This window comes from Pseudomonas sp. SORGH_AS_0211 (assembly GCF_031453455.1).
Classification (GTDB): domain Bacteria; phylum Pseudomonadota; class Gammaproteobacteria; order Pseudomonadales; family Pseudomonadaceae; genus Chryseomonas; species Chryseomonas aestiva.
In genome coordinates this window covers 3,477,743-3,504,136 of the sequence record NZ_JAVIZV010000001.1, presented here as the reverse complement: position 1 = coordinate 3,504,136, position 26,394 = coordinate 3,477,743, and the positions used below count along the sequence as shown (strand labels likewise).

Below are 26,394 nucleotides of genomic sequence, written 5' to 3'. Positions count from 1 at the left end.
GTCCGGGACGTGTAGTCCGGGGCGCGCAGCCGCGATTGGCAAAAGTGACTCGCCCGGGTGGGCGAAACAAAAACCATCAACGCACTCGATATGCAGCCAGAACACCCATAAGCCAGACCTGACGCACACGTAATGTTGGGCTTCGCTGCGCTCAACCCAACCTACGTTGCAGTCGCCTAGCTCGGATCGAGACGGCTCTATCATTGGGGCCCAACGTGCCTAGTTCGAGCAGGGGGCAGTGTTGGGCTTCGCTCCGCTCAACCGAATCTAAGAAAGCAGGCGTCCTACGCCAGGTGCTTCAACCTTTCCACCAACTGCGCATGCAACCCTGGATCGCCACAGGCGAGGATGGCGCCGCCTTGCTGGGCATCGCCGCCATCCCAGGCGGTCATGCGGCCGCCGGCGCCTTCGATGATGGGGATCAGTGCCTGGACGTCGTAGGGCTGCAGGCCCGCTTCGATGATGACGTCGACGAAGCCCGAGGCCAGCATGCAGTAGGCGTAGCAGTCGCCGCCGAAGCGGGCCAGCTGCACCTCGGCGGCCACGGCGTCGAAGGCGGCCAGGCGCTTGGGGGTGTCGAAGATGTCGCGGCTGGTGCACATCAGCCGAGCCTGGGCCAGGTTGGCGCAGGCGCGGGTGCGCAGGGCCGCGCCGTTGCGCCAGGCGCCGGCGGGGGTACCCAGGTAGCGCTCGCCGGTGAAGGGCTGGTTCATCACCCCGATCACCGGACGGCTGCCGTCGTTGAGCGCCACCAGGGTGCCCCACAGCGGCAGGCCGGTGATGAAGGCGCGGGTGCCGTCGATGGGGTCCAGCACCCAGCTCAGGGGACTGCTGCCGGCGACGTTCTCCTCTTCCTCACCGAGGATGCCGTGATCCGGGTGCTCGGCCTGGATGAGTTCGCGCATGGCCCGCTCGGCGGCCTTGTCGGCGATGGTCACCGGGTCGTAGCGGCGGCCGGCGATGGCCGCGTCGCCCTTGTCGTCCACCGCCAGCTGGGCGCGGAAGTAGGGCTGGATGGCCACGGCGGCGGCGTCGGCCAGGCGCTCGGCGAAGCGTTCGTAGTAGGAAATCTCGGCAGCGGTCAGGGTCATGCTCATTTCACCAGGCGGGCGTCGAGGCTGTTCTGCGCCAGGCGCCGGGCCTGCTCCTGGGTCATGCCCAGGCCTTCGTGCAGGGCCATGAAGTTCTCGGTGACGTAGCCGCCGAAATAGGCCGGGTCGTCCGAGTTGACGGTGACCTTGAGGCCGCGGTCGAGCATCTTGAGGATGGTGTGCTGGCTCATGTCGTCGAACACGCAGAGTTTGGTGTTGGACAGCGGGCAGACGGTGAGCGGGATCTGCTGGTCGACCAGACGGGCCATCAGCCGCTCGTCCTCGAAGGCGCGCACGCCGTGGTCGATCCGCACCACGCCGAGCTGGTCGAGGGCTTCCCAGATGTATTCCGGCGGACCTTCCTCGCCGGCGTGGGCCACGGCCGGAAAGCCTTCGGCACGGGCGCGGGCGAAGACGCGCTTGAACTTGCTCGGCGGATGACCCTTTTCCGAGCTGTCCAGGCCGACGGCGACGAAGTGGTCGCGGAACGGCAGTGCCTGGTCCAGGGTGGCCTGGGCGGCGTCTTCGGACAGGTGCCGCAGAAAGCTCAGGATCAGCCCGCTGGTCACGCCCAGCTGCCGCTCGCCGTCGCTCAGCGCCTGGGTGATGCCGCGCACCACCACCTCGAAGGGAACGCCGCGATCGGTGTGGGTCTGGGGATCGAAGAAGGGCTCGGTGTGGATGACGTTCTGTTCCTTGCACTTGAGCAGATAGGCCCACGTCAGGTCGTAGAAGTCCTGCTCGGTGCGCAGCACGTCGGCACCGGCGTAATAGAGGTCGAGGAATTCCTGCAGGTTGCCGAAGTTGTAGGCGGCGCGCAGGGCTTCGACATCGCCCCAGGGCAGGGCGACGCCATGGCGCTCGGCCAGCTTGAACAGCAGCTCGGGCTCCAGGGTGCCTTCCAGGTGCAGGTGCAGTTCGGCCTTGGGCAGGGCGTTGAGCCAGTCGTACATGGGAGCCTCGGGATAGCTTGAATCGGAAAAAGATGGACGATTGTCGCACGCTTTGCCGGGTTTTCCGCAGGCATCCGGGTTCCCGCTGACCGATGTACGGTGGCTTCGTCGGTTAGAAATTCCCAGCATTCCACGCTTTGGGCCAGCAAAAGGCCATAACGCCTGCATTGGGTCCGGATCTGACTACAATCGGGACGCATGGCTCCAAACACCAGACGTGAGGTATCCGTGCAGACCGTTCAGGATTACGTTGGCGGCAAGAACAACAATCTCAATCTGATTCGCATGATCGCGGCGCTCGCCGTGGTCTTCAGCCACAGTTTCGCCATCTCCAGTGGCACCGCCACGGCGGAACCCGGACGCGAGAGCCTGGGCATGACCCTCGGCGACATCGCGGTCGACATCTTCTTCATCACCAGCGGTTTCCTGGTCACCAAGAGTCTGCTCAGCCGCGCCGACATCATCGACTTCGTCTGGGGCCGCGCCCTGCGCGTGGTGCCAGGGTTGCTGGTGATGCTGATGCTGACAGTGCTCGGCCTCGGCGCCTGGCTGACCCGGGCACCGCTGCAGGATTATCTGAGCGATCCCCAGACCTGGTTCTATCTGCTGAAGAACACCGGGCTGATCGCCGGCGCCGAATTCGACCTGCCCGGGCTGTTCGAGGGCAATCCGCTGCAGACCATCGTCAATGGTTCGCTGTGGACGCTGCCCTTCGAGGTGGGGATGTACGGCGCCCTGGCGCTGCTGTGGCTGGCCGTGCTCTGGCTGCGCCTGGACAGCCGGCACTTCCAGCGGGCCATCCTGCTGTTCGCCGCGGGCGCGGTCCTGTTCAAGCTGTTCGCCTATTACTTCTTCGCCAGCGAATCGCACCTGCTGCGGCTGTTCCAGATGTTCTTTCTGGGGGGCGCCTTCTATGTGCTGCGCGGCTACATTCCCCTGTCGCGCGCGCTGTTCGCCGCCGCCGTGGCACTGCTGGCGGTGGCCACCCCCGACCGTGACAGCTTCTTCCTGGTCTACAACCTGACGCTGGGCTACGTGCTGCTCTACCTCGCCTTCGTCCCGGGCGGGCGCATCCGCGCCTTCAACGAGGTGGGCGACTATTCCTACGGGCTCTACATCTATTCCTTCCCGGTGCAGCAGACCCTGGCGGCGGTGATCCCCGGCATCGAGGCCTGGACCCTGGTGCTGCTCTCGATCGGCATCACCCTGCCGTTGGCGGTGGTCTCCTGGTTCCTGGTGGAGCGCCATGCCCTGGGCTATCGCCAGGCCTGCGCCACGGGCACCAAGGCGGTGTGGAAGCGCCTGGCGCCGCGCCCCCGGGTGGGCTGAGGAGCGGCCGCGCGGGCGATCAGGTCAGGGCTGTATCAAGGTGCGAGCGTTTTACCGTCTACGGCGGTCGTAACAAGGCATTGCTCAACCAAGGACGCCCCTTTCCATGCTTGCCGCCCTCAAAGACGAAACCCTGCTGCTGGTCGCCATCGGCGCCACGGTGCTGGCCTATGTGTTCGAACACGCCCTGCTCGGCGGTGGCCAGACCCTGGCGCTGATCGCGGCAGGCGGTCTGATCGCCGCCATCATCTGCGCGGCCATGCGCGTGGCCCATCACGCCGAACTGCTGGCGGAGAAGGTTGGCGATCCCTATGGCACCATGATCCTGACCCTCTCCGCCGTGCTGGTGGAGGTGATCATCCTGGCGATCATGATGAGCCACGACCACTCGCCGACCCTGGCCCGCGACACCATCTATGCCGCGGTGATGCTGGACATGAACGGCATCATTGGCCTGGCCGCGCTGCTCGGTGGCCTCAAGCACGGCGAGCAGCCCTACAACGACGACTCCAGCCGCAGCTACGGGGTGATGATCATCACCGCGGTGAGCATCTCCATGCTGGTGCCGGAATTCATCCCCTCGGCCCAGTGGCACGTCTATTCCTTCTTCACCATCGGCGCCATGGCGCTGCTCTATACCCTGTTCCTGCGCATGCAGACCGGCCCGCACAGCTATTTCTTCAGCTACAACTACCCGGACAAGAAGCGCAAGCGTCCGGCGGTCGAGGGCGAAGCCGCCACCGCTGGCCATGGTGAAAGCAGCGCCACCCTGTCCATCGCCATGCTGATCGTCGGCATCGTCGCCACCGGGGCGCTGGCCGAGGTGATGTCCAAGTCGCTGGATACCGGGCTGGAAGGCCTGGCCGTGCCGGCGCTGGTCCCCGCGCTGGTGGTGGCGGTGATCTCCGCCAGCCCCGAGATCCTCACCGCCCTGCGCGCGGCCATGGCCAATCGCATGCAGTCGGTGATCAACATCGCCCTGGGTGCCAGCCTGTCCACCGTGATCCTCACCGTGCCGGTGGTGGAAGCCATCGCCCTGTACAACGGCCAGCCGATCCAGATGGCCATGACCCCGGTGCAGACGGTGATGATGGCCGTGACCCTGATCGTCGCCGCCATCAACCTCAACGACGGCGAGACCAACGCCATCGAGGGCATGACCCACTTCGTGCTGTTCGGCACCTTCATCATGCTGACCATTCTCGGTCTCTAGGGACGCGCCATGATCGACAGCGAGGTCATCAGCAACTACGGCTACGGAGCCGCCGTCCTGGGCGCCCTCATCGAGGGCGATGGCGTGGCCATCCTGGCCGGCATCGCCGCCCGCCACGGCTACCTGCTGTATCCGCTCACGGCCGTTTGCGTGGCCCTGGGCGGCTTCATCGGTGACCAGACGCTGTTCTTTCTCGGGCGGCGCTACGGCGACCGCATCCTCGGTCGCTTCAAGCGCCAGCAGGCGCGCATCGACTGGCTGCGCAGCCGCATCCATCGCCACGAGGCACTGTGGATCATCGGCATCCGCTTCGCCTACGGCTTCCGCCTGATCGGCCCGCTGCTGATCGGCGCCAGCGGCGTACGCCCGCGGCGCTTCCTGTTCTTCAACATCATCGGCGCGCTGCTCTGGGGCTTCTTCATGACTGGCATCGGTTATGCGGTGGGCGAGATCCTGCGGGATTTCTTCGCCGAGCATCATGTGTCGAAGCGGTGGTTCTTTGCGGCGGCGATCTGCGTGGCGGTACTGTTCATCGGCGCCCGCGCCATCCTGCGGCGGCGGGAGAGGGTGTAGGGGAAAGGCGGCTGCGTAGGTTGGGTTGAGCGCAAGCGAAGTCCAACACCTGGCTCTAGCTGATTATCGAGTGCCTTGATGGTTTTTGTTTCGCTCACCCGGGCGAGTCACTTTTTTCAAACGCCAAAAAAGTAACCAAAAACGCTTGTCCCCACGTTTCGGCCCTTCGCTGCGCTCCGGGTGATTCGCTTCGCTCACCCTTCGGGCCAGCCTGCGGCTGTTACTCCGCTTCGCTACGTTTCCCGCGCTCCGGCGCCGCTCCGGGGCACGGCACGAAGGGGCCTCCTGCCCCTCGCGCCTTGCTCGGCGTCCTGCCTCGCATCCCCCTACGCAACGCCTGCATTCGGCCTCACTGACGGGGGCGGGGCGCAAGCCTGATACTTGGGTGTTCACAGGTTGTAGCGTGGAAAACCGCGTAGCGTTTTCCACTGAGGGAGTAACGCTTAACGCGTGGACAAGGCTGCGCCGTTGTCCACACTACCGGTTTGCACCCAAGGCATCAGGCACGCGAATCGCCCCGTTCAGGAGGGCGAACGCCAGCGTCGTGGAGTGGGTCGAGCCGCAGGGATGCGGCGAGAGGTCCAGTGGGCCATGGACGGCCCATCTGGACCGACCCCGGAACGGCGCTGGCGTGAGTGAAACGTAGCGAAGCGGAGTAACAGCCGCAGGCTGGCCCGAAGGGTGAGCGCAGCGAATCACCCGGAGCGCAGCGTAGGACCGGATGTCCGGGGCAAGCGTTTTTGGTTACTTTTGTCCGGGGCGCGCAGCCGCGACTGGCAAAAGTGACTCGCCCGGGTGGGCGAAATCAAAACCGTCAAAGCACTCGATAAGCAGCCAAGGCACCGACAAAGCCAAGCCTGTAGCACCGTAGCGTTGGGCTTCGCTTGCGCTCAACCCAACCTACCGCCAACCCCTTCTCCAACAAAAAAGGCGCCCTGAGGCGCCTTCTTCAAACCAACCCCCACGTCAGACCTTGACGATCCAACCCTCGGGCGCCGGCTTGTCGCCGGTCTGGATACCGGTCAGTTCCTCGTAGAGCTTGCGCGTCACCGGGCCGACGTCGGTCAGGCTGTGGAAGACGTGCAGCTTCTCGCCGTACTGGATGCCGCCGATGGGGGTGATGACCGCCGCCGTGCCGCAGGCGCCGGCTTCGACGAACTGGTCGAGCTGGTCGATATGGACATCGCCCTCGACCACTTCCAGGTTCAGCCGCTCGCGCGCCAGGTCCATCAGCGACATGCGGGTCACGCCCGGCAGCACCGATTCGGAGCGCGGGGTGACGAACTTGCCGTCGCCGGTGATGGCGAAGAAGTTGGCCGAACCGACTTCCTCGATCTTGCTATGGGTCAGGGGGTCCAGGTAGATGCAGTCGGCAAAGCTTTCGGCCTTAGCCTGGGCGCCGGGCATCAGGCTGGCGGCGTAGTTGCCGCCGACCTTGGCGGCACCGGTACCCTGGGGCGCGGCGCGGTCGTAGCCGGAGATCACGAAGTTGTGCGGGGTCATGCCGCCCTTGAAGTAGGCGCCGACCGGGATGCCGAATACCACGAAGTGGAACTCGGGGGCGGTACGCACGCCGATGTTGTCACCGACGCCGATGACGAAGGGACGCAGGTAGAAGGCGCCACCGGTGCCGTACGGCGGGATCCAGGCCTCGTTGGCCTTGACCACCTGCTGGCAGGCGTCGATGAACATCTCGGTGGGGACCGGCGGCATCAGCAGGCGGGCGCAGCTCTTGTGCATGCGCGCGGCGTTGCGATCGGGACGGAACAGGTTGATGGAGCCGTCCTGGCAGCGATAGGCCTTGAGGCCTTCGAAGCACTGCTGGCCGTAGTGGATGGCCGTGGAGCCTTCGCTGATGTGCAGCTGGTTGTCGCGAGTCAGCTCGCCGGGTCCCCAGCTGCCGTTGCGATAGGTGGCGATATAGCGGAAGTCGGTCTTGATGTAGTCGAAACCGAGGGTCTTCCAATCGATGTCCGCAGCGCTCATAGATCCTCGCAGTGCTCTCCGGCGCGTGGCCGGTCGTTTCGTGGTCGGGCCGTACGCCTCGCCGGCGACGGTTCAAGGGGGTGGACGAGGCGGGCTCGTCGCTAGGTTCTGTATGAAAAGTCGCCGAGCGAAGGTCAGGCAAGGCAAAAATCGGCGAGGAAGCGGACCGGGCTCGCGAACGAGTTTACGAGTGGTAAATGAGCATTCCGAGCTGATTTTTAACGCAGCATCACCGAGCGCAGGCACTTTTCGTACAGAGCCTAGAGTGTGAAAGATACCGCTTATCCGGACCGCTGGGGGCACCTTTCAGCCAATCGGGTCTCCAAAATCTGAAGCTGGCCCTTTGCCGCCTCGGCCTGCTGCCTCAGGCTGGAGGGTGGGGTCATCACCAGGAGCTCGTTTTGAAAACAATGATGGCGTTGCTGGGTGCCTTGACCCTGCCAACGCTCACGGCGCAGGCCGCCGGTATCTTCACCGATGGATTCGACGCGGCGCTCAATCGCCGGGTCATCGAATGGCGAGGCGCGCCCTCGCCGGAAGGCATCGTCTTCAGCGTCATTGCCAGCCAGTTCAAGACCAGTGCCGGCAACGCCACCACCGATTTCCGCACCCAGCTCTCCACCTTTGGCGACAAGGTGCGCTTCAATGGCTGCAGCGCCAGTCGCTGGGAGATGAACGGCCAGATCTACCTGCCGCTCAAGGGCCAGTACCGCATGGCCGGGCTGGACGAGCGCTACGGCGAATACTTCGTCGCCCAACCCACCCGCCAGGATCTGGAGTGGGTGGCCATGAACACCCGCGTTCACTATCGCCTCTGTCGCCTGCGCGAAACCCTGACCGCCGAGGACCTGCAGGGCCTGCGCTGGGTATTGCAGGCGGCGGAGGCGGATTAGCCGGGGCTAGTCGAAGCGGGTGATGACAGTCACTCCGGTGCCTGCGAATGTGTCCATGTGCATCAGCGCCGCGCCGGACTCGGCCAGGCTGATCTCGCGGCCGATCAGTTGCTCCGGTGCCAGGGTGCCCTGGCGCAGCATGGCCATCAGCACGTCGTAGCGATGGGCCTGCATGCCGTGGCTGCCAAGGATCTCCAGTTCCCGGGCGATCACCAGATTCATCGGCAGCGCCGGGGTCGCCTGGTCACCCAGCAGCAGCCCGACCTGAACGTGCCTGCCGCGCTTGCGCAGGCTGGCAATGGAGTTGCAGCAGGTGGTGGGATGCCCCAGGGCGTCGAGGGAGACGTGCGCACCGCCACCGGTGAGCTCCTGCACCGCCTCGGGTACGCTAGCCACCTGGGTGGCATCCAGCATCGCCACCGCGCCGAGACGACGCGCCAGGGCCAGCTTGTCGGCGGTGATGTCGATGGCCACCACCTGGGCGCCCAGGGCGCGGGCGATCATGATCGCCGAGAGGCCGACGCCGCCGCAGCCGTGCACTGCCACCCACTGGCCGGCGCTGACCCGGCCCTGATCGACCACCGCACGAAAGGCCGTCACGAAGCGACAGCCGAGACTGGCCGCCGTGGCGAAGTCCAGCTGCTCGGGCAAGGCGACCAGATTGAGATCGGCCTGGTGGACGCCGACGTACTGGGCGAAGGACCCCCAGTGGGTGAAGCCGGGCTGGAACTGGTGATCGCAGACCTGCTGGTGGCCGGCATGGCATTGCGGACAGGCTCCGCAGCCACCGACGAAGGGCACCGTCACCCGATCGCCGATGCGCCAGAGTGTCACGTCCCTGCCCACCGCCTCGACCACCCCGGCCAGTTCGTGGCCCGGCACATGGGGCAGCTCGATGTCGCTGTCATGGCCGACCCAGCCGTGCCAGTCGCTGCGGCAGACGCCGGTGGCCATGACCTTGAGCACAACGCCGTGGGGCTCGGGGGTGGGGTCCGCGACCGTGGTCAGGCGGGGTGGCGCGGAAAAGGCTTCATAGACGACGGCTTTCATGGCGGGGCCTCGGGCTGGATGATGCCTCCAGTATGGCAAGCCGCACGAATTCAGCCTGTCTGCGTGCCGGTGTTGCCGGCGGACCGCCGCTCGGCTAGCCCGCCAGGGCCTGCAGCCCGCTCCAGGTAGCCGGCGCCTCGTCACCCAGCGCCTGCACCAGGGCGGCCTTGAGCCGGCAATCGGGCAGGGCGCGATGGGTTTCCTGCACGGCGACGCCTTGCTGGCGCGCGGCCATAGCCAGGGACTTGCGGCGCCAGCCGTCCTGGCTGCGGCTGTCCAGACTCGGCTCCTGCCAGAAGTGCGCATAGAGCTGCATCAGGCAGTGCAGACGGGTGCCATCCACCAGTTGTACCGGTGGCGTCTCGCGCTCCAGTTCCGGCGGCAGGGCCTGGCCGTGGCGGCGGGCATTGTGGGCCAGCAGGCGATAGTCGAAGGCCATGCCATAGGCCAGCACGGTGCGGCCCTGCAGCAGGGGCCAGAGGCCGGCGAACACCTCGGGAAAGCGTGGCGCCTGGGCCAGGTGGGCATCGGTCAGACCGTGGATCAGGGTCGCCTCGCGCGGTACGGCGATGCTCGGGCGGACCAGGGTATCGAGCAGCACCCGGCCGCTGAGGGTCATGACCGCCACCTCGATCAGCTGGGCATCCTCGCCCAGCCCGGTCGCCTCGGTATCCAGCACCAGGACGTCCTGCTCCAGCCAGCGACGCGCCTGCTCGCGCACCCGTGCTTGCTGGGCGTTGTAGCGGGGTGGGACAGCGCTGGAAAAAGACGACGACAACGGATTCATACACGGCCTGACAGCTATAACCAAGGATGCGCCCAAAAGCCGACAAGTCGGCTCCACGACGGGTGTGGGCATTCGATGCAAGATCATCGCCACAGGACACAGGCCGTTCGGCGGGGGCGACGAGCGGACCACCTGGCGCGCCGAGGTCGCCGGTACCGGCTGGCCTTGCGAGAATAGGCGCTTCATCCATGTCGAGGAGTGCCATTGCTTTGGCCGCCGTCCAGGGTTTCTTGCTGACACGCCTCTGGCGCGAGACTTCCACCGGGATGGAGCTGGTGTTCTGGTTCGCCACCGATAACGGTCCGCACCAGCTACGCGTGCCGGCGCAGCAGGCGGTGGCCTTCGCCCCGGCCGCGCGACGGGCGGACATCGAGCGCCTGTTGCCAGCCGGGGTGGAGATCCGCGAGCTGGCGCTGCAGGACTTTCAGCGGCGCCCCGTCCTGGGGCTCTATGCGCCGCGCTATCGCACCCTGCGCGAACTGGAGCAGCGCCTCCCCGCCGCCGGCATCGACGTCTACGAGACGGACATCGCCCCGGCGGATCGCTTTCTCATGGAACGCTTCATCACCGCGCCGGTGACGCTGCCCACCCCCGACGGCGCGCCCCTGCGGCCGGATCCCGACTATCGCCCCACGCTGCGCACCCTGTCGCTGGACATCGAGACCAGCGAGCGCGGCGAGCTCTACAGCATCGGTCTGCACGGCTGCGGCCAGCGCCAGGTGTACATGCTCGGTCCCCCTACCGGCGAAGACGCCGCGGTGGACTTCGACCTAGAATACGTCGCCGACCGCGCCACGCTGCTCGAACGCCTCAACGCCTGGATGGCGCGCCATGATCCTGACGTCATCATCGGCTGGAGCGTGCTGCAGTTCGACATCCGCGTGCTCCACGAGCACGCCCGCAAACTGGCTGTGCCGCTACACCTGGGCCGTGGCGCCGCCGAGGACGATCGCTACGAACCGGGCGGCCAGGGCCGGCCCTTCCACGCCCTGCTGGCCGGACGGCCGATCATCGACGGGGTGGAGGCGCTCAAGTCGGCGACCTGGGTGTTTCCCTCCTACAGCCTGGAGAACGTCAGCCGCAGCCTGCTGGGCGAGGGCAAGGCCATCGACAATCCCCACGACCGCATGGCCTCGATCAACCGCATGTTCGCCGGCGAGAAGAGCGCCCTGGCGCGCTACAACCTGGTGGATTGCGAACTGGTCACGCGGATCTTCGCCAAGACCGGGCTGCTGCGCTTCCTGCTGGAGCGGGCCAGTGTCACCGGTCTGCCGCTGGAGCGTCACGGCGCGTCCATCGCCGCCTTCTACCACCTCTATCTGCCGCTGATGCACCGCCAGGGTTTCGTCGCGCCCAATCTCGGTGCCCAGCCGCCCGAGGCCAGCCCCGGCGGTTTCGTCATGGATTCCCGGCCCGGGCTCTACGACTCGGTGCTGGTGCTGGACTACAAGAGCCTCTATCCCTCGCTGATCCGCACCTTTCTCATCGATCCGGTGGGCCTGGTGGAGGGCCTGGCGCTGCCCGAGGACGAGACGGTGCCGGGCTTTCGCGGCGCGCGCTTCCATCGCACCCGGCACTGCCTGCCGGAGATGGTGGCGCGGGTCTGGGAGGGGCGCGACGCCGCCAAGCGCGCCGGCAACGCGCCCCTGGCCCAGGCGCTGAAGATCATCATGAACAGCTTCTATGGCGTGCTGGGCACCCCGCACTGCCGCTTCTTCGATCACCGCCTGGCCTCGTCCATCACCCTGCGCGGCCACGCGGTGATGCACCAGACCCGCGAGCTGATCGAGGCGCGCGGTCATCGGGTGATCTATGGCGATACCGACTCCACCTTCGTCTGGCTCGGGCGCGCCCAGGCCGAAGCCGAGGCCGAGGCCGAGCGCATCGGTCGCGACCTGGTGGCGGCGGTCAACGCCCACTGGCGCGAGCAGCTGCAGGTCGAGCTGGGACTGGAAAGCCACCTGGAGCTGCAGTACGAGACGCACTTCAGCCGCTTTCTCATGCCCACCATCCGCGGCGCGGAGGAGGGCAGCAAGAAAAGATACGCCGGGCTGCGACCTGGTGCCGATGGTCAGCCGGAACTGGTGTTCAAGGGCCTGGAGACGGTACGCAGCGACTGGTCGCCGCTGGCCCAGCGCTTCCAGCGCGAGCTTTATCTGCGCATCTTCACCGGCGCGCCCCACGAGGACTATGTGCGTGACTTCGTCGCCCAGACCCGCGCCGGCGACTTCGACGACCTGCTGGTCTATCGCAAGCGCCTGCGCCGGCCGCTGGAGGAGTACCAGAGCAACCTCTCGCCCCAGGTCCGCGCGGCGCGGCTGCTGGAGGCGGAAAACGCCCGCCTGGGACGCCGCAGCCGCTTTCGCCGCGGCGGCTGGATCAGCTACCTGATCACCATCGCCGGCGCCGAACCGGCCGAACTGCCCCATGCGCCGCCGGACTACGACCACTATGTGCAGCGCCAGCTGGCCCCGGTGGCCGACGCCATCCTGCCCTTCGTTGGCGATCGTTTCGATCGGTTGCTGGATCGGCAGATGGGGTTGTTCTAGCGCGGTCGGAAGTGGGAGCGGTTGCCGTTTAGGGTGGATGACGGCCTGGCCTCCTACACGCGCGCTCGGCGGCGAGGCCGAGCGCGCTGCGAGTCCAACAAAATCCCGTCTCGCCCAGGCTGTCCCGCGCTTCGCTCGCACCTGCCCTGCACTGGCCAGTCCCACTCAGGCGGTGCGGCCGTCGGTCAGTCTCACTGCTGGATGATGCCCGCTCTCCCGGCCTGGGCTCGTTATACTCCGGCCGGCGACAGGTCTTTTCCGCGGGAAGGATAGGTGGCGTGCCAGGATCGGTGCGGACGCGGCGATCACGATTTCTTGTGGATGTGCAGACGGCGGATAGATGAGCGACCAGGCGGATGTGGCCCGACCCAACAACTCCAGGAACCTGACCCCCAGCGACCTGCCGTTTCCGGTGGTGGGGATCGGGGCCTCTGCCGGGGGTATCCAGGCGCTGCTGCATTTCTTCGAAGCCCTGCCGGCCGATTGCGGCATGGCCTTCGTGGTGGTGATGCACCTGTCGCGGGAGCACCAGAGTCATCTCGACGAGATCCTGCAGCGGGTGACCCGCTTGCCGGTGCAGCAGGTGACCCAGCCGGTGCCGATCCAGGCCGAGCACGTCTATGTGACCCCGCCCGGCTCCGACCTGACCATGAACGACGGCTACCTGCGACTGGCCCCGGCGGAGCGCCCCCAGGGCGATCATGTCGCCGTGGACCTGTTCTTTCGCGCCCTGGCCGACGTGCACAAGACCCATGCCGTCGCCATCGTCCTGTCGGGTAATGGTGCCGATGGCTCGGTGGGCCTGGGGCGTATCAAGGAGCAGGGCGGGGTGACCCTTGCCCAGGCGCCGGAAGATGCCGAATTCGATTCCATGCCCAAGAGCGCGATCACCGCCGGGGTGGTGGACTTCGTCCTGCCGGTGGTGGAGATGCCGCAAAAGCTGCTGGAGCTGGCCGCCACCCTCAGCACCCTGAGCCAGGGCGAGTTGCACCAGCTCGATCTCGAAGCCCGGATTCCAGGTCCGTCGAGCAAGGCCATGCAACTGGCGCTGCGTGACATCCTCACCCTGCTGCGCACCCGTACCGGGCACAACTTCAAGCAATACAAGACCGCCACGGTATTGCGCCGGGTGGAGCGGCGCATGCAGGTGAACGCCATCGCCGACATGCCGGCCTATGCCGGTTTTCTCCATGATCATCCGGAAGAGACACCGGCGCTGCTCAAGGACATGCTCATCGGCGTGACCAATTTCTTCCGCGACCGCGAGGCCTTCGAGGCCCTGGAACGCGACGTCATTCCGGAATTGTTCGAGCACCTGCCGGCTGGGGAAGACCAGGAGCTGCGGGTCTGGAGCGCCGCCTGCTCCAGCGGCGAAGAGGCCTATTCGCTGGCCATGCTGCTGACCGAGCAGGCCGAGTTGCGCCAGTCGGACGCGCGCCTGCAGGTCTTTGCCACCGATCTCGACGAGCATGCCCTGGCGATGGCGCGCTATGGTGTCTATCCCGGTTCCATCGTCACCGACGTCGCCCCCGCCCGGCTGCGCCAGCACCTGCTCAAGGAACAGAATCAGTACCGGGTGAAAAAGGAGCTGCGCGAGAAGGTGCTGTTCGCCCAGCACAACCTGCTCAGCGATCCACCGTTTTCCCGGCTCGACCTCATCAGCTGCCGCAATCTGCTGATCTATCTGGATCGCGAGGTGCAGGCCGAGATCCTGCACACCTTCCATTTCGCCCTCAAGCCGGGTGGCTACCTGTTTCTCGGCAGTTCCGAGTCGGCCGATGTGCAGAGCAGCCTGTTCGCCACGGTCGACAAGAAGAACCGCATCTATCGGGCCAAGCACGCGACCAGCGTGGTGCGTCCCACGCCGCTGCTCAATCTCAATCCGGGCGTGCACAGCGTGCGCCTGCCACCGCACCAGGTCGGTCGGCGCAACAAGGTGTCCTTCGCCGAGGTGCATCAGCGGGTGCTGGAGCAATATGCCCCGCCCAGCATCATCGTCGATCGCGAATCCAACATCGTGCACCTCTCCGAGCGGGCCGGGCGCTTCCTGAGGTACGTCGGCGGCGAGCCCAGCTACAGCCTGCCGGCGCTGGTGCTGGAGGAGTTGCGCCTGGAGCTGCGTACCGCCCTGTTTCAGGCGCTGCAGAGCAACAAGAGCGTCGAGGCGCGACGCGTGCATATCCAGCGCGACGACCGCAGCTACTACATCAACATGGTGGTGCGGCCGTTCCGCGACAGCGACACCAACACCGACTACCTGCTGGTGCTCTTCGATGAAGTCGAAGATGTCATGAGCGCCGATTCCGTCAGCGATCACGTCGAAGCCAAGGACAGCGTCCTCACCCAGCTGGAAGCCGAGTTGCAGCGCACCAAGGAGCAGCTGCAGCTGACCATCGAGCAGTCCGAGACCTCCACCGAGGAGCTCAAGGCCTCCAACGAAGAGCTGCAGGCGATCAACGAGGAATTGCGCTCGGCCACCGAGGAGCTGGAGACCAGCAAGGAAGAGTTGCAGTCGATCAACGAAGAGCTGATCACCGTCAACTACGAGCTCAAGTCCAAGATCGAGGAAACCGGCAAGATCAACGACGATCTGCAGAACCTCATCACCTCCACCGACATCGCCACGGTGTTCGTCGACCGCGGCATGCGCATCAAGAGGTTCACTCCGCGCGCCGCCAGCATCTTCAACATCATCGTCAGCGATACCGGCCGCTCGCTGCTCGACATCACCCATCGCCTGGACTATCCGGAGCTGGCCACCGATGCCAATCAGGTCTTCGAGTCCCTCGGCCAGATCGAGCGGGAGGTTCGCAGCCACGATGACCGCTGGTACCTGGCACGGTTGCTGCCCTACCGCACCGCGGAGGACCGCATCGAAGGTGCGGTGCTGACCTTCATCGACATCACCGAGCGGCGCAAGGCCCAGGATCGGGCCCGCGATGGCGAGGAAAACATGCGCCTCATGGCGCAGAACATCCATGACTATGCCATCGTCACCCTGGATGCCGGCGGCATCATCAACAGCTGGAACGGTGGCGCCACCCGGCTGTTCGGCTATAGCGAACGCGAGGCGCTGGGGCAGCCCATGGGCCTGATCTTCACTCCGGAAGACCTGGCCGCCCAGGTTCCGGAAGCGGAGCTGCGCCAGGCCGACGAGCAGGGCGCCGCCCAGGATGAACGCTGGCTCAGGCGCAAGGATGGCAGCCGCCTCTATTGCACCGGGGTGCTCAGTCGCATGAGCAATGCCTCGGGCGGTCGCGGCTATGCCAAGATCGCCCGGGACGCCACCGCCGATCACGTCCGTGCCAGCGAGAACGCCAATCAGCAGGCACAGCAGCGCGCCCTGGTGCAGCTCAAGGACGAGTTCTTCGCGGTGATGTCCCACGAACTCAAGCACCCGCTCAATCTCATCCAGCTCAACAGCGAGCTGCTGACCCGCTCGCCAGTGCTGCGCGACGTGCCTCTGGCGCGGCGTGCCACCGAGGCCATCCAGCGCGCCGTGCGCAGCCAGGCGCAGATCATCGACGACCTGCTCGACCTGTCGCGTATCCGTACCGGCAAGCTCAAGCTGGAGCGCCAGAGCCTGGATCTGGTGCAGCAGCTGCGCGAGATCGTTGAAGTGATCCGGCCGCTGGCGGGTGAGGTCGAGGTCAGCAGCCTGCAGCTACCGAAAGCGCCGCTGTTTGTGCAGGCGGACGCCACCCGGGTCGGCCAGATCGTCTGGAATCTGCTCAACAATGCCGTCAAGTTCACCCCGGCCGGTGGGCGGGTGGAGATCGCCCTGGGGATCGAAGGCGTTGAAGCCCGGCTGGACGTCACCGATACGGGCCAGGGTATAGAGCCGGACTTCCTGCCGCGGGTGTTCGAGATGTTCGGCCAGGCGGAAATGAAGTACACCGCCCGCGCCCAGCACGGCCTGGGGATCGGCCTGGCACTGGTCAAACAACTGGTGGAAGCCCACGGCGGGCGCATCGAAGCCCATTCCGCCGGACTCGACCAGGGCGCGCGCTTCAGCGTCTGGCTGCCCCTGTGCGAGGACGAGCGGCGGCTTGCGCCGGAGGCGCGAGCGGATGACCAGTCCATCGCCGGATTGCGGGTCCTGCTGGTGGACGACTCTCCCGACATCGTCGAGACCCTGCAGCTGCTGCTGGAGGAGGAGGGCGTGCGGGTCATCACCGCCACCGACTCCCGGCAGGGCCTGGTGCTGGCCCAGACGCAGGATTTCGACATCATCCTTTCCGACATCGGCATGCCGGAGATGGACGGTCACGAATTCCTGCGCCAGGTGCGGGCGGGCGATCGCAACGTCGGCACTCCGGCGGTGGCGCTGTCCGGCTATGGCACCCGGCTGGATGTCGACAAGGCGCGGGCGGCGGGCTTCACCCGGCATCTGAACAAGCCGGTCAGCTTCGAGGCGCTGATCGCCGTGCTGCACGAATTGCAGGTCTCCAGCTAAGGCGGGCAGTGGCATAGTCAGATGATTCGCGGCACACTCGGGAGCCCCCAGGGCGCCTGGCCAATCGGGCCGGATGCCTTGTTTCCCGCCAGAGGAGCGCCGCGATGACCCGCCTCACCGCCAAGGATTTCTCGCCCGAACTGCTCGAACTCTACGACTTCTATGTGCACGGTCGCATCAGCCGTCGCGACTTCCTCGACCGTGCCGGGGCCTGCGCCGCGGTGCTGGGGCTTTCGGCCACCGGAGTGCTGGCGGCCCTGACGCCCAACTATGCCCTGGCCACCCAGGTCGAGTTCACCGATCCGGATATCGTCGCCGAATACGTCTACTACCCCTCGCCCAAGGGGCATGGGCGGGTCCGCGGTTATCTGGTGCGCCCGGCCAAGGCCAGCGGCAAGGTGCCGGCGGTGGTGGTGGTCCACGAGAATCGCGGCCTCAATCCCTATATCGAAGACGTCGCCCGACGCCTGGCCAAGGCCGGCTATCTGGCCCTGGCGCCGGACGGCCTCACCTCCATGGGCGGTTACCCCGGCAACGACGACAAGGGCCGCGAACTGCAGCAGCAGGTCGATCCCGAGAAGCTGATGAACGACTTCTTCGCCGCCGTGGAAACCCTGATGGGCCACGAATTCAGCACCGGCAAGGTCGGCATCACCGGTTTCTGCTACGGCGGCGGGGTGGCCAATGCGGCCGCCGTGGCCTATCCCGAACTGGCCGCGGCCGTGCCCTTCTATGGTCGCCAGCCGCGCGCCGAGGAGGTGGCCGCGATCAGGGCGCCGCTGCTGATCCATTACGCCGAGAACGATCCGCGCATCAACGAGGGCGCCGCCGCCTACGAAGCGGCGCTCAAGGCGGCCGGCAAGACCTATGAGGTGCATCGCTATGCCGGCACCAACCATGGTTTCCACAACGATTCCACCCCGCGCTACGACGAAGCCGCCGCGCGCCTGGCCTGGGACCGTACCCTGGGCTGGTTCGGTCGCTATCTCGCCTAGGCACCCCGGAGGAGACCTTAGATGCCGCAACTGCGCATTCCCGCCGTCTACATGCGCGGCGGTTCCAGCAAGGGCGTGTTCTTTCATGCCCGCGACCTGCCGCCGGCGGGTCCGGCGCGCGATGCGCTGCTGCTGCGGGTGATCGGTAGCCCCGATCCCTACGGCAAGCAGATCGACGGCCTGGGCGGCGCCACCTCCAGCACCAGCAAGGTGGTGGTGATCGCACCCTCCTGCCGGCCGGACTGCGACGTCGACTACCTGTTCGGCGCCCCGGCCATCGAGGCGCCGGTGATCGACTGGTCGGGCAACTGCGGCAATCTCAGCGCCGCCGTCGGGCCCTTCGCCATCAGCGAGGGCCTGGTCCAGGCACCCCGCGAGGGCCTGGCCACGGTGCGCATCTGGCAGGCCAATCTCGGCAAGCGCATCCTCGCCCATGTCCCCATGGCCAACGGCGAGGTGCAGGAAGAAGGCGATTTCCGCTTCGACGGCGTGGCCTTTCCGGCGGCCGAGGTGGTGCTCGATTTTCTCGATCCCACCGGTACCGATGGCAGTGTGCTGCCCACCGGGCGGGCCGTTGACGAACTCTATGTTCCGGAGCTGGGCCGGCTGCCGGTGACCCTGCTCAATGCCGGCAATCCCACCATTTTCGTGCGGGCCGAGACCCTGGGCCTCAGCGGCACCGAGACCCAGGCGCAGGTCAACGGCGATGCGGCGCTGCTGGGGCGCCTGGAGGCCCTGCGCGCCGCGGGCGCGGTCGCCATGGGCCTGGCCGCCACGGTTGCCCAGGCGACGGCGGAGCGCTCGCATACGCCCAAGCTGTGCCTGGTCGCCGCGCCCCAGACCTACCGGGTGGCCGGCGGCCAGCAGGTCCAGGCCGAGGAACTCGACGTCATCGCGCGGATGATCTCCATGGGCAGGCTGCACCACGCCATCCCCGGGACCGGCGCGGTCGCCGTGGCGGTGGCCGCGGCGCTGCCCGGGACCCTGGTTCATGCGCTGACCGGCGACCTGGGTGGTCGCCAGGTACGGATAGCGCACACCGCCGGCAGCGTGGCGGTCGGCGCCCAGGCCCGCGAGGTCGCCGGTATCTGGCAGGTGGAAAAGGCCAGCATGAGCCGCAGCGCCCGCCGCCTGATGGAAGGCTGGGTGCGGGTACCGACGGAGATCCCGTAGGTTGGGTCGAGCGCAGCGAAGCCCAACGTGGGGAGACCTCCGTGCTGGAGCGCCCTCACCCCAACCCTCTCCCGGAGGGAGAGGGGGCGATCGAGTCCAGCGTGAGTTTGTGGCTCGCCTTCCAGGGCCGCTCCTCGTAGCGTGGAAAACCGCGCAGCGTTTTCCACGGGGCGAGCCTTCACGTCATCCGTGGAAGGCTGCGCCGTTATCCACCCTAAGGCCGAGAGCGTCCGCGTAGGTCGGGTGGAGCGCAGCGAAGCCCAACGTGGGGAGACCTCTGTGCTGGAGCACCCTCACCCCAACCCTCTCCCGGAGGGAGAGGGGGCGATCGAGCCTGATGCGGGGTTGTGGCTCGTGTACCTTGGCCGCGTCACCGTAGCGTGGAAAACCGCGCAGCGTTTTCCACGGGGCGAGCCTTCACGTCATCCGTGGAAGGCTGCGCCGTTATCCACCCTACGGCCGAGAGCGTCCGCGTAGATTGGGTTGAGCGCAGCGAAGCCCAACGTGGGGAGACCTCCAGAGTGAGAGGCGATCCGCTCGGAAGCGGACCTCAGGTCCCTTCGATCAGATCGCGAATGCGCACCGCCAGGGCGTCCATGGCGAAGGGTTTGGTCATCACGTGCATGCCGGGCTCCAGGTGGCCGTTGCCGACCACGGCGTTTTCGGCGTAGCCGGTGATGAACAGCACCTTGAGCCCGGGGCGGCGCTGGCGGGCAGCGTCGGCCATCTGCCGGCCGTTCATCCCGCCAGGCAGGCCGACATCGCTGATCAGCAGGTCGATGCGCACATCGGATTCCAGCAGGCGCAGCCCGGAGCTGGCATCCGCCGCTTCCAGGGCGGCGTAGCCCAGTTCTTCCAGCACCTCCACCACCAGCATCCGCACCGTGGGTTCGTCATCCACCACCAGCACCGTCTCGCCGTGGCCCTGGCGCGGCAGGGTCGGCTGGCTGGCGGCGAGGTCGACGCCAGTGGCCACCTCGCGATGGCGCGGCAGGAAGAGGGTGACGCTGGTGCCCTGATCGACCTGGGAATGGATGCGCGCCTGGCCGCCTGACTGGCGCACGAAGCCGTAGATCATCGACAGGCCGAGTCCGGTGCCCACCCCGATCGGCTTGGTGGTGAAGAAGGGATCGAAGGCCTTGGCGATCACCTCGGGCGGCATGCCGCAGCCGTTGTCGGTCACCGAGAGGGCGATGTATTCGCCCGCTTCCAGGTCGCGGACCCGGGCCATGCGCGCATCCAGCGCCCGATTGGCGGTCTCGATGAAGATGCGGCCCCCCTCGGGCATGGCGTCGCGGGCATTGATGCAGAGGTTGAGCAGGGCGTTTTCCAGTTGCGGCGGATCGACCAGGGTCGACCACAGCTCGCTGCTGGCCACCACCTCGATCTGGATCGCCGGCCCCACCGTGCGGCGGATCAGGTCTTCCATGCCGGCCACCAGGCGATTGACGTCGGTGGGCTTGGGGTCCAGCGTCTGCCGGCGGGAAAAGGCCAGCAGCCGGTGGGTCAGGGCGGCGGCGCGGATGGCGGCGCCCTGGGCGGCGGTGGTGTAGCGCTCGAGGTTGTTCAGTCGGCCCTGGCCGATGCGCACCGTGAGCAGGTCCAGGCTGCCGACGATGCCGGCGAGCAGGTTGTTGAAGTCGTGGGCCAGGCCACCGGTGAGTTGGCCGACCGCTTCCATCTTCTGCGACTGGCGCAACTGCTCTTCCAGCAGCGCCTGGGTTTCCGCGGCGTCCTTTTCCCGGGTGATGTCGCGCCCGGCGCCGGTGAGGCGATCCTGTTCGGTGTCTATCGACAGCGTCCAGGACAGCCAGCGCCAGCTGCCGTCCGCCGCCTGGGCCCGATTCTCCACCCGGGTCGGCAGGCCGCTGCGGCGCAGTTCGTCCAGCGCCACCAGCACGCCCGGCAGGTCGTCGGGATGGATGAGTTCGGTGTAGGGGCGGCTGAGCAACTCGGCTTCGGAATAGCCCAGGCCGCGCGACCAGGACGGACTCACCCGCAGGAGCTGCCCGTTGAAGTCGGCGGTGAGCAGCAGGTCCTCGCTGAGCGCCCAGAGCCGGTCGCGCTCGGCGGTACGGGCCTGGACCTCCTGGCTGAGGCTGAGATTCTGCGCCTGGATCAGCGCCTGGGCGTCGCGCTGGATGGTGACGTCCTGGGCGAAGACATAGAAGCCATCCACCGCACCGCGCGCATCGCGCCGTGGGCGGTAGTGGATGTCGGCGATGCGCCGGCGACCGTCCGGCCAGGCCCAGGGCAGGTCCAGTCGCGCCGGAGTGCCGTCCAGGGCGGCCTGGATGGCCGGGCGGCGGGCAGCGAACAGTTCCGGCGCGAAGACCTCGCCCATGCTGCGGCCCAGGATGCTCTGCGGGGCGTCCTTGAACCACTTGGGCGCCTCGATATTGGCGAAGCGATAGATCAGGTCGCGATCGACGAAGGCGATCAGGCAGGGCAGGGTGTCGGCCACCAGGCGCAGATTGAGTTCGCTGTCGCGCAGGGCACGTTCCGCGGTCAGTCGCGCCGTGGCCGAGCGGGTGCGATTGGCGACCTCGCGGATGAATTGCAGCTCGGCCGGCGTCCAGCGCCGCGGCTGACTGGAGCAGACATAGAGCAGGGCCACCAGGTTGCCGTGCTCGAACAGCGGCAGGTTGACGAGGGCGCGGGTCTCCAGGCGTTGCAGGGCCGCGAGGTTGTCGCGGGTACGAGGGTCTTCCTGCACGTCCTCGATCACCACGGTCTCACCGCGTTTGAAGGCCTCGCTGTAGCTGCCGTAGTCGCGAAAATTCAGCGTGCCCATCAGGCTGCGGGCACCCGGGACCGTCCAGTCGCGCTCCACGGTGATGGTCTCGGTCTCGGCGTCCACCAGACCATAGCCCACCAGATGGGCATTCAGGATGGTGCCCAGGGCGGTGCAGGCGAGTTCGGTGACCGCCCCGATGTCGTTCAGCTGGCTGAAGCCTTCGCCCAATTCGGCGAGGGCGCGACGATAGCGCTCTTCGTCACGCGTGGCCTGGGCGGCCTGCTCGCGCTCGGTGACATCCAGGAACAGCACCAGAAAGCTGTCCGGGCCGGCCTTGTGCGCATGGCCTTCGTACCAGCGGCCGTTGAACTGGAATTGCCGCACGTAGCTGAACGACTGGCCGGTATCCACCACCCGGGTGAAATCCTCCACCCAGAGTTCTTCGAGTTCGGGAAACAGGGTGCGGGCGGTCTGGCCGATCGTCTGTTCCGCGCTCAGGCCGAAGTGGGTGCACCAGGCGCGGTTGACCTGGTCATAGCGCCAGTCCCGGCCATGGCCCTGGTCATCGCGCAGGATGGTGCCAAGGATGAAGCCCTCGTCCAGCTGTTCGAACAGGCCGCGCCAATAGCGCTCGCTCTCCGCCAGTTGCCGCTGCACCTCGCCCACGTGGCGCTGGCTGTCACGCAGGGCCTCGCCGGCCAGGTGCTGGGGGGTGCGGTCGCGCAGGATCTTGACGAAGCCGGTATGGGTGCCGGCGTCGTCGTGCAGCGGATGCATCTCGCCGCTGGCCCAGAAGCGGGTGCCGTCGCGCCGCAGGTGCCAGCGTTCGTCTTCGGCGCGACCATCCTGCAGCGCCAGCCGCATTTCCAGCGCGGCCCGGCCGTTGCGGTTGTCCTCCGGGGTGAAGAAGCATGCCGCCGGTGCGCCGCGAATCTCCGCAGCGGTCCAGCCGAGCAGGCGCTCGGCGCCGGTGTTCCAGTCGGTGATGACCCCGGCCGGATCCAGTACGACCATGGCGAAGTCGATGGCGCCATCGAAGATCGCCAGGCGCCGCTGGGCGTCCTGGGGCGGCAGCGCGGTGCACTGGTCGAGCGCGGCGCGGAGGCGACGGACTTCGGCCTGGAGTTCAGCGTAGGAGGGAGCGGATTCAGCCATGGGGTCTTTCAAGCGCGTGGGCAGCGGAAGCGGACGCCAATCACGTCCAGCGAGAGCCTTAGAGTAAGAGAGTCGGGCGCCGGCTAGCGATCTGCCAGCATCTTTTTCCGACAGGCAGGGAATTAAGTAGCTGTTACGGCATCAGACAAGTGCCGGCACCAAGCGGCCAGCCGTCCATCCGAGGGTTGTGATCCAATTCGAGTAATTTCGGTCTATTTAGTCGTACTAATGAAGTAGCGTTGCCATGACCGATGTAGTTCCTTCCGCAACCGTTACCACCGTGCTGGTGGTCGAGGACGATCCTGTACTGCGATCGCTGGCGACGGAGGTGTTCGAGATGGAGGGTTATGCCGTCCAGTCGTTCGACACCGCCGATGCCGCCTGGTGCTGGTTCGAAGCCGACCCGCTGCCGCCTGATCTCCTCTTCACCGACGTGCGCATGCCCGGTCGGCTGGATGGTCTCGCCCTGGCCAAACAGGTCCGCCAACGTTTTCCGCAGTTGCCGATACTGGTGTCGTCCGGCTATACCGGCCAGCAGTATGCCGAACGCGAAGACCGGGCGCTGTTCCTGCCCAAGCCCTGGACCATCGACCAGTTGCTGAAGGCCTGCGGCCAGCTGGGCGTCTAACCGCCTGCCTGACGCGCGCGCGCGAGGCGTACCGCCGAATCCACCTCATCGAGCGTCCAGGGCTTCTGCAGGAAGATCACCTGCGGGGGCAGCGCCGTGGTGATCTCGTAGCCATAGCCCGAGGTGATGACCATGGGCAGCGCGGGCCAACGCTGGAGCAGCATCTCCGCCAGCTCACCGCCGCGCAGCTGGCCGGGCATCAGATGATCGGTGATCACCAGGCCGGGGGCCTGCTGCTGCTGGAGCAGATGCACGAGGGCATCGTCGGCATTGTCGAACTGCCGACAGGTCCAGCAGAGGCGATCTTCGAGATGGTTGCTCAGCAGCTCGGCGAGCAGGCTGTTGTCTTCGATGACGACGAGATAGGGAAGGGGGTCTGGCGAGGTCATCGAGACTTCCGGAACGCGACGAGACGATTCCGGAAGTCTAGCAGAGCCTTGCCGGCGTCATTCCGGCTTTCGTCTGACCATTATTAGAACTCCAGGACGATCTTGCCGAAGTGGCTGCCGTCCTTCTGGAAGGCGAAGGCCGCGGCGATTTCGTCTAGCGGATAACTGCGATCGATGACCGGCTTAATTCCGTTGCCTTCCAGCGCCTGGATCATCTCCTGCTGCTGGCGGCGGCTGCCGACGATCAGCCCCTGCAGCCGCTGATGGCGGCGCATCAGATTGGCCGTGGGGACCTGCCCCTCGACGCCGGTGAGCACCCCGATCAACGCCAGGTGACCATGGATACGCGCGGCCTGGATCGACTGCGCCAGGGTGGCCGGACCGCCTACTTCCACCACGATGTCGACGCCGCGGCCGCCGGTGATGGCCTGCACCTTGGCACCCCATTCCGGTTCGTCGCGGTAATTGATCAGGTGATCGGCGCCCAGGGCATAGGCGCGCTGCAGCTTCTCGTCCGAGGAGGAGGTGGCGATCACCGTGGCGCCCATGGCCTTGGCCATCTGCAGGGCGAAGATCGACACCCCGCCGGTACCCATGACCAGCACGCTGTCGCCGGCCTTGAGGCCACCGTCCACCACCAGGGCACGCCAGGCGGTGAGGCCGGCGGTGGTCAGGGTTGCCGCCTCGGCATGGCTGTAGCCCTTGGGCGCCAGGGTGAAGGCCGTGGCCGGGCGTACCACCACCTCGCAGGCGAAGCCGTCGACACCATCGCCAGGGGTCGTGGAAAAGTCATCGATGGGCGGCTCGCCATCCAGCCAGTGGGGAAAGAACGTCGAAACCACGTGATCGCCCACGGCAAATTCGCTGACCCCCGCGCCCACGGCCTCGACCACGCCGGCGCCGTCGGACATCGGAATGCGCCCATCGGCGGTCGGCATCTTGCCCAGCACCACGCCCAGGTCATGGAAATTCAGCGAGCTGGCCTTGATCCGCACCCGGATCTCGCCCGCTCCCGGTTGCCCGGGATCAGGCAGCTCGCAGGCTTCCAGCTGGTCCAGACCACCGGGTTTGCGTAGGCGTATGGCGTGCATGAGCGTTCTCCTTTGGGGCGCAGGCCGCGGTTGGCCTGCCGATCCAGAAGGGACCCCAGGCGCCGCGCGGGAATTCAATCCAGCAGACGAGCCAGCCAGCGCTCACGAGTGAGCTGGTAGCTGTCCAGCTCCTCCTCCCCGCCACGGATGGGGAACAGGGCGCGGACCCGTCCCTGCAGCGTAAAGCCGTTCTTGAGCAGTACGCGACCCGAGGCGGGATTCTCTGGCAGGTGGCGGCCGTTGATGGCGCTCAGCGCCCAATGGTCGAAGCCGAAGGCAATCAGGGCTGCGCAGGCTTCGGTTGCCAGGCCCTGGCCCCAGGAGGGCACGCCAATCCAGTAGCCGACATTGGCCGTGCCCTCGCCATCACGGCGCAGCGAGATGACGCCGCGCAGATCGTCGTGCGTCCGGTCGACGATGGCGAAGTGGGCTTGGCTACCTGTGGACCAGCCCGCTGCGTGGGTGGCGAGCCACTCGCGGGCGATCGCCTCGGTGTAGGGATGGGGCAGGGTACCGGTGGTGGCGGCAATACGCAGGTCGCCGGCCAGCGTCACCAGGGCAGGTACGTCCCGTTCGCTACAGGGACGTAGCGCCAGGTGTTCGGTGAGCAGGCTGGGTTGCGGCAGCATGGCAGTCCTCCGGCAGCAGCATGGGGCGTCCTCGCGGCGCGCCGCGAGGACCTCGACTCAAGCCTGGCGTAGTCGCGCGGGCGACAGGTCTTCAGCCAGCTCGGCCTGGGTAGGCCAGCTGGCGGCGCCACGCGCCCGGATCAGCACGATCTTGAGCTGTTCGTTGATGCGCTCCTGGCGGTCCTGGAAGAAATTATGGAAGACCACGCAAAGCAGGGCCACGGCGATGCCCAGGCCGGTGGCGAACAGCGCCGTGCCGATGCCACCGGAGATCTGCCCCGGATCGGACACCCCGGCCGAGGCCAGTGCCTTGAACGTGTCGATGATGCCGAGGATGGTGCCGAGCAGGCCCAGCAGCGGGGCAGCGGTGGTGATGGTCTCGATGATCCACAGGCTACGCGCCAGCGGTGCCCGGGTGGCCAGGTACTGGGTATCGACCAGATCCTCCAGCGCCTGGTGATCGAGCCGACCGCGCTGGGCCAGGATCGGCGCGATCATGCTCACCGGCAGCCCGGGCCGCTCGGCCAGGGCGGCGGGCAACCGACCGCTCTGCTGCACCTCGCGTTGGCTCAGGGCCTCGGCCAGGTGCCTGGCCTGGCGGCGGGTGTAGGCGAAGAACAGGCCACGCTCGATGGCGATGAACAGCGCCAGGGCGATGCAGCCATAGAGGATGTAGAAGGTGGCTTCGTGCAGGAGTTGGGTATTCATGCGGGGCTC

The 26,394-nt window shown here is 66.7% G+C and carries 19 protein-coding genes; 9 read left to right on the top strand and 10 right to left on the bottom strand.

The window, feature by feature from the left end:
• Nucleotides 1-284: 284 nt before the first annotated feature.
• Entirely contained in the window at nucleotides 285-1,091 is an 807-nt protein-coding gene (gene hisN, locus QE393_RS16220; RefSeq protein ID WP_310044662.1) for a histidinol-phosphatase, read from the bottom strand.
• Nucleotides 1,092-1,093: 2 nt separating this feature from the next.
• On the bottom strand, nucleotides 1,094-2,044 hold the full coding sequence (locus QE393_RS16215; RefSeq protein ID WP_133861420.1) for an adenosine deaminase: 951 nt from the start codon (nucleotides 2,042-2,044) through the stop codon (nucleotides 1,094-1,096).
• A gap of 228 nt (nucleotides 2,045-2,272) precedes the next feature.
• On the opposite strand from QE393_RS16215, the gene QE393_RS16210 reads away from it, so the two are divergent.
• From QE393_RS16210 to QE393_RS16200, 3 genes are all read left to right on the top strand, one after another.
• Complete coding sequence (locus QE393_RS16210) at nucleotides 2,273-3,373, top strand: acyltransferase (protein ID WP_273806655.1); 1,101 nt, start codon at nucleotides 2,273-2,275, stop codon at nucleotides 3,371-3,373.
• Nucleotides 3,374-3,479: 106 nt separating this feature from the next.
• On the top strand, nucleotides 3,480-4,586 hold the full coding sequence (locus QE393_RS16205; RefSeq protein WP_017638648.1) for a calcium:proton antiporter: 1,107 nt from the start codon (nucleotides 3,480-3,482) through the stop codon (nucleotides 4,584-4,586).
• 9 nt (nucleotides 4,587-4,595) lie between these two features.
• Nucleotides 4,596-5,159, top strand: a complete 564-nt coding sequence (locus tag QE393_RS16200) for a DedA family protein (RefSeq protein ID WP_133861417.1) — start codon at nucleotides 4,596-4,598, stop codon at nucleotides 5,157-5,159.
• A gap of 966 nt (nucleotides 5,160-6,125) precedes the next feature.
• On the opposite strand, the gene QE393_RS16195 is transcribed toward QE393_RS16200, so the two are convergent.
• Nucleotides 6,126-7,145, bottom strand: coding sequence for a branched-chain amino acid aminotransferase (locus QE393_RS16195; RefSeq protein WP_310044660.1), 1,020 nt, complete (start codon nucleotides 7,143-7,145; stop codon nucleotides 6,126-6,128).
• Nucleotides 7,146-7,546: 401 nt separating this feature from the next.
• On the opposite strand from QE393_RS16195, the gene QE393_RS16190 reads away from it, so the two are divergent.
• Nucleotides 7,547-8,038 (top strand): hypothetical protein, encoded by a 492-nt coding sequence (locus tag QE393_RS16190; RefSeq protein ID WP_178083908.1) that lies wholly within the window; start codon nucleotides 7,547-7,549, stop codon nucleotides 8,036-8,038.
• Between the two features lie 6 nt (nucleotides 8,039-8,044).
• Here QE393_RS16190 and QE393_RS16185 read toward each other — a convergent pair whose 3' ends face one another.
• Both QE393_RS16185 and QE393_RS16180 read right to left on the bottom strand, forming a co-directional pair.
• Nucleotides 8,045-9,088, bottom strand: coding sequence for a zinc-dependent alcohol dehydrogenase family protein (locus QE393_RS16185; RefSeq protein ID WP_310044659.1), 1,044 nt, complete (start codon nucleotides 9,086-9,088; stop codon nucleotides 8,045-8,047).
• A gap of 94 nt (nucleotides 9,089-9,182) precedes the next feature.
• Nucleotides 9,183-9,875 (bottom strand): 3'-5' exonuclease, encoded by a 693-nt coding sequence (locus QE393_RS16180; RefSeq protein ID WP_273806651.1) that lies wholly within the window; start codon nucleotides 9,873-9,875, stop codon nucleotides 9,183-9,185.
• Nucleotides 9,876-10,084: 209 nt separating this feature from the next.
• Between QE393_RS16180 and QE393_RS16175 the strand changes: the two genes are divergently transcribed.
• From QE393_RS16175 to prpF, 4 genes are all read left to right on the top strand, one after another.
• A complete protein-coding gene (locus tag QE393_RS16175) occupies nucleotides 10,085-12,424 on the top strand; it encodes a DNA polymerase II (protein ID WP_310044657.1) in 2,340 nt (779 codons plus the stop codon).
• A gap of 340 nt (nucleotides 12,425-12,764) precedes the next feature.
• Nucleotides 12,765-16,880, top strand: a complete 4,116-nt coding sequence (locus QE393_RS16170; protein WP_310044656.1) for a CheR family methyltransferase — start codon at nucleotides 12,765-12,767, stop codon at nucleotides 16,878-16,880.
• A gap of 104 nt (nucleotides 16,881-16,984) precedes the next feature.
• Nucleotides 16,985-17,875 carry a YghX family hydrolase gene (gene yghX / locus QE393_RS16165; protein ID WP_310044654.1) on the top strand — a complete coding sequence of 297 codons (891 nt, stop codon included), beginning with the start codon at nucleotides 16,985-16,987 and terminating at the stop codon, nucleotides 17,873-17,875.
• A gap of 21 nt (nucleotides 17,876-17,896) precedes the next feature.
• Nucleotides 17,897-19,048, top strand: coding sequence for a 2-methylaconitate cis-trans isomerase PrpF (gene prpF / locus QE393_RS16160; RefSeq protein WP_310044652.1), 1,152 nt, complete (start codon nucleotides 17,897-17,899; stop codon nucleotides 19,046-19,048).
• A gap of 550 nt (nucleotides 19,049-19,598) precedes the next feature.
• On the opposite strand, the gene QE393_RS16155 is transcribed toward prpF, so the two are convergent.
• On the bottom strand, nucleotides 19,599-22,940 hold the full coding sequence (locus tag QE393_RS16155) for a PAS domain S-box protein (RefSeq protein WP_273806646.1): 3,342 nt from the start codon (nucleotides 22,938-22,940) through the stop codon (nucleotides 19,599-19,601).
• Between the two features lie 244 nt (nucleotides 22,941-23,184).
• On the opposite strand from QE393_RS16155, the gene QE393_RS16150 reads away from it, so the two are divergent.
• Entirely contained in the window at nucleotides 23,185-23,568 is a 384-nt protein-coding gene (locus tag QE393_RS16150) for a response regulator (RefSeq protein WP_310044649.1), read from the top strand.
• Here the strand turns inward: QE393_RS16150 and QE393_RS16145 are convergent.
• The 4 genes from QE393_RS16145 to QE393_RS16130 all read right to left on the bottom strand — a co-directional run bounded on the left by QE393_RS16145 (nucleotide 23,565) and on the right by QE393_RS16130 (nucleotide 26,385).
• Complete coding sequence (locus QE393_RS16145; RefSeq protein WP_187980332.1) at nucleotides 23,565-23,957, bottom strand: response regulator; 393 nt, start codon at nucleotides 23,955-23,957, stop codon at nucleotides 23,565-23,567. The genes QE393_RS16150 and QE393_RS16145 overlap by 4 nt on opposite strands.
• Before the next feature lie 83 nt (nucleotides 23,958-24,040).
• Nucleotides 24,041-25,048, bottom strand: coding sequence for an NAD(P)-dependent alcohol dehydrogenase (locus QE393_RS16140; protein ID WP_310044648.1), 1,008 nt, complete (start codon nucleotides 25,046-25,048; stop codon nucleotides 24,041-24,043).
• Between the two features lie 74 nt (nucleotides 25,049-25,122).
• On the bottom strand, nucleotides 25,123-25,677 hold the full coding sequence (locus tag QE393_RS16135) for a GNAT family N-acetyltransferase (protein ID WP_310044646.1): 555 nt from the start codon (nucleotides 25,675-25,677) through the stop codon (nucleotides 25,123-25,125).
• A 57-nt stretch (nucleotides 25,678-25,734) separates the two neighbouring features.
• Nucleotides 25,735-26,385, bottom strand: a complete 651-nt coding sequence (locus QE393_RS16130) for a MotA/TolQ/ExbB proton channel family protein (protein ID WP_310044645.1) — start codon at nucleotides 26,383-26,385, stop codon at nucleotides 25,735-25,737.
• Nucleotides 26,386-26,394 lie beyond the last annotated feature (9 nt).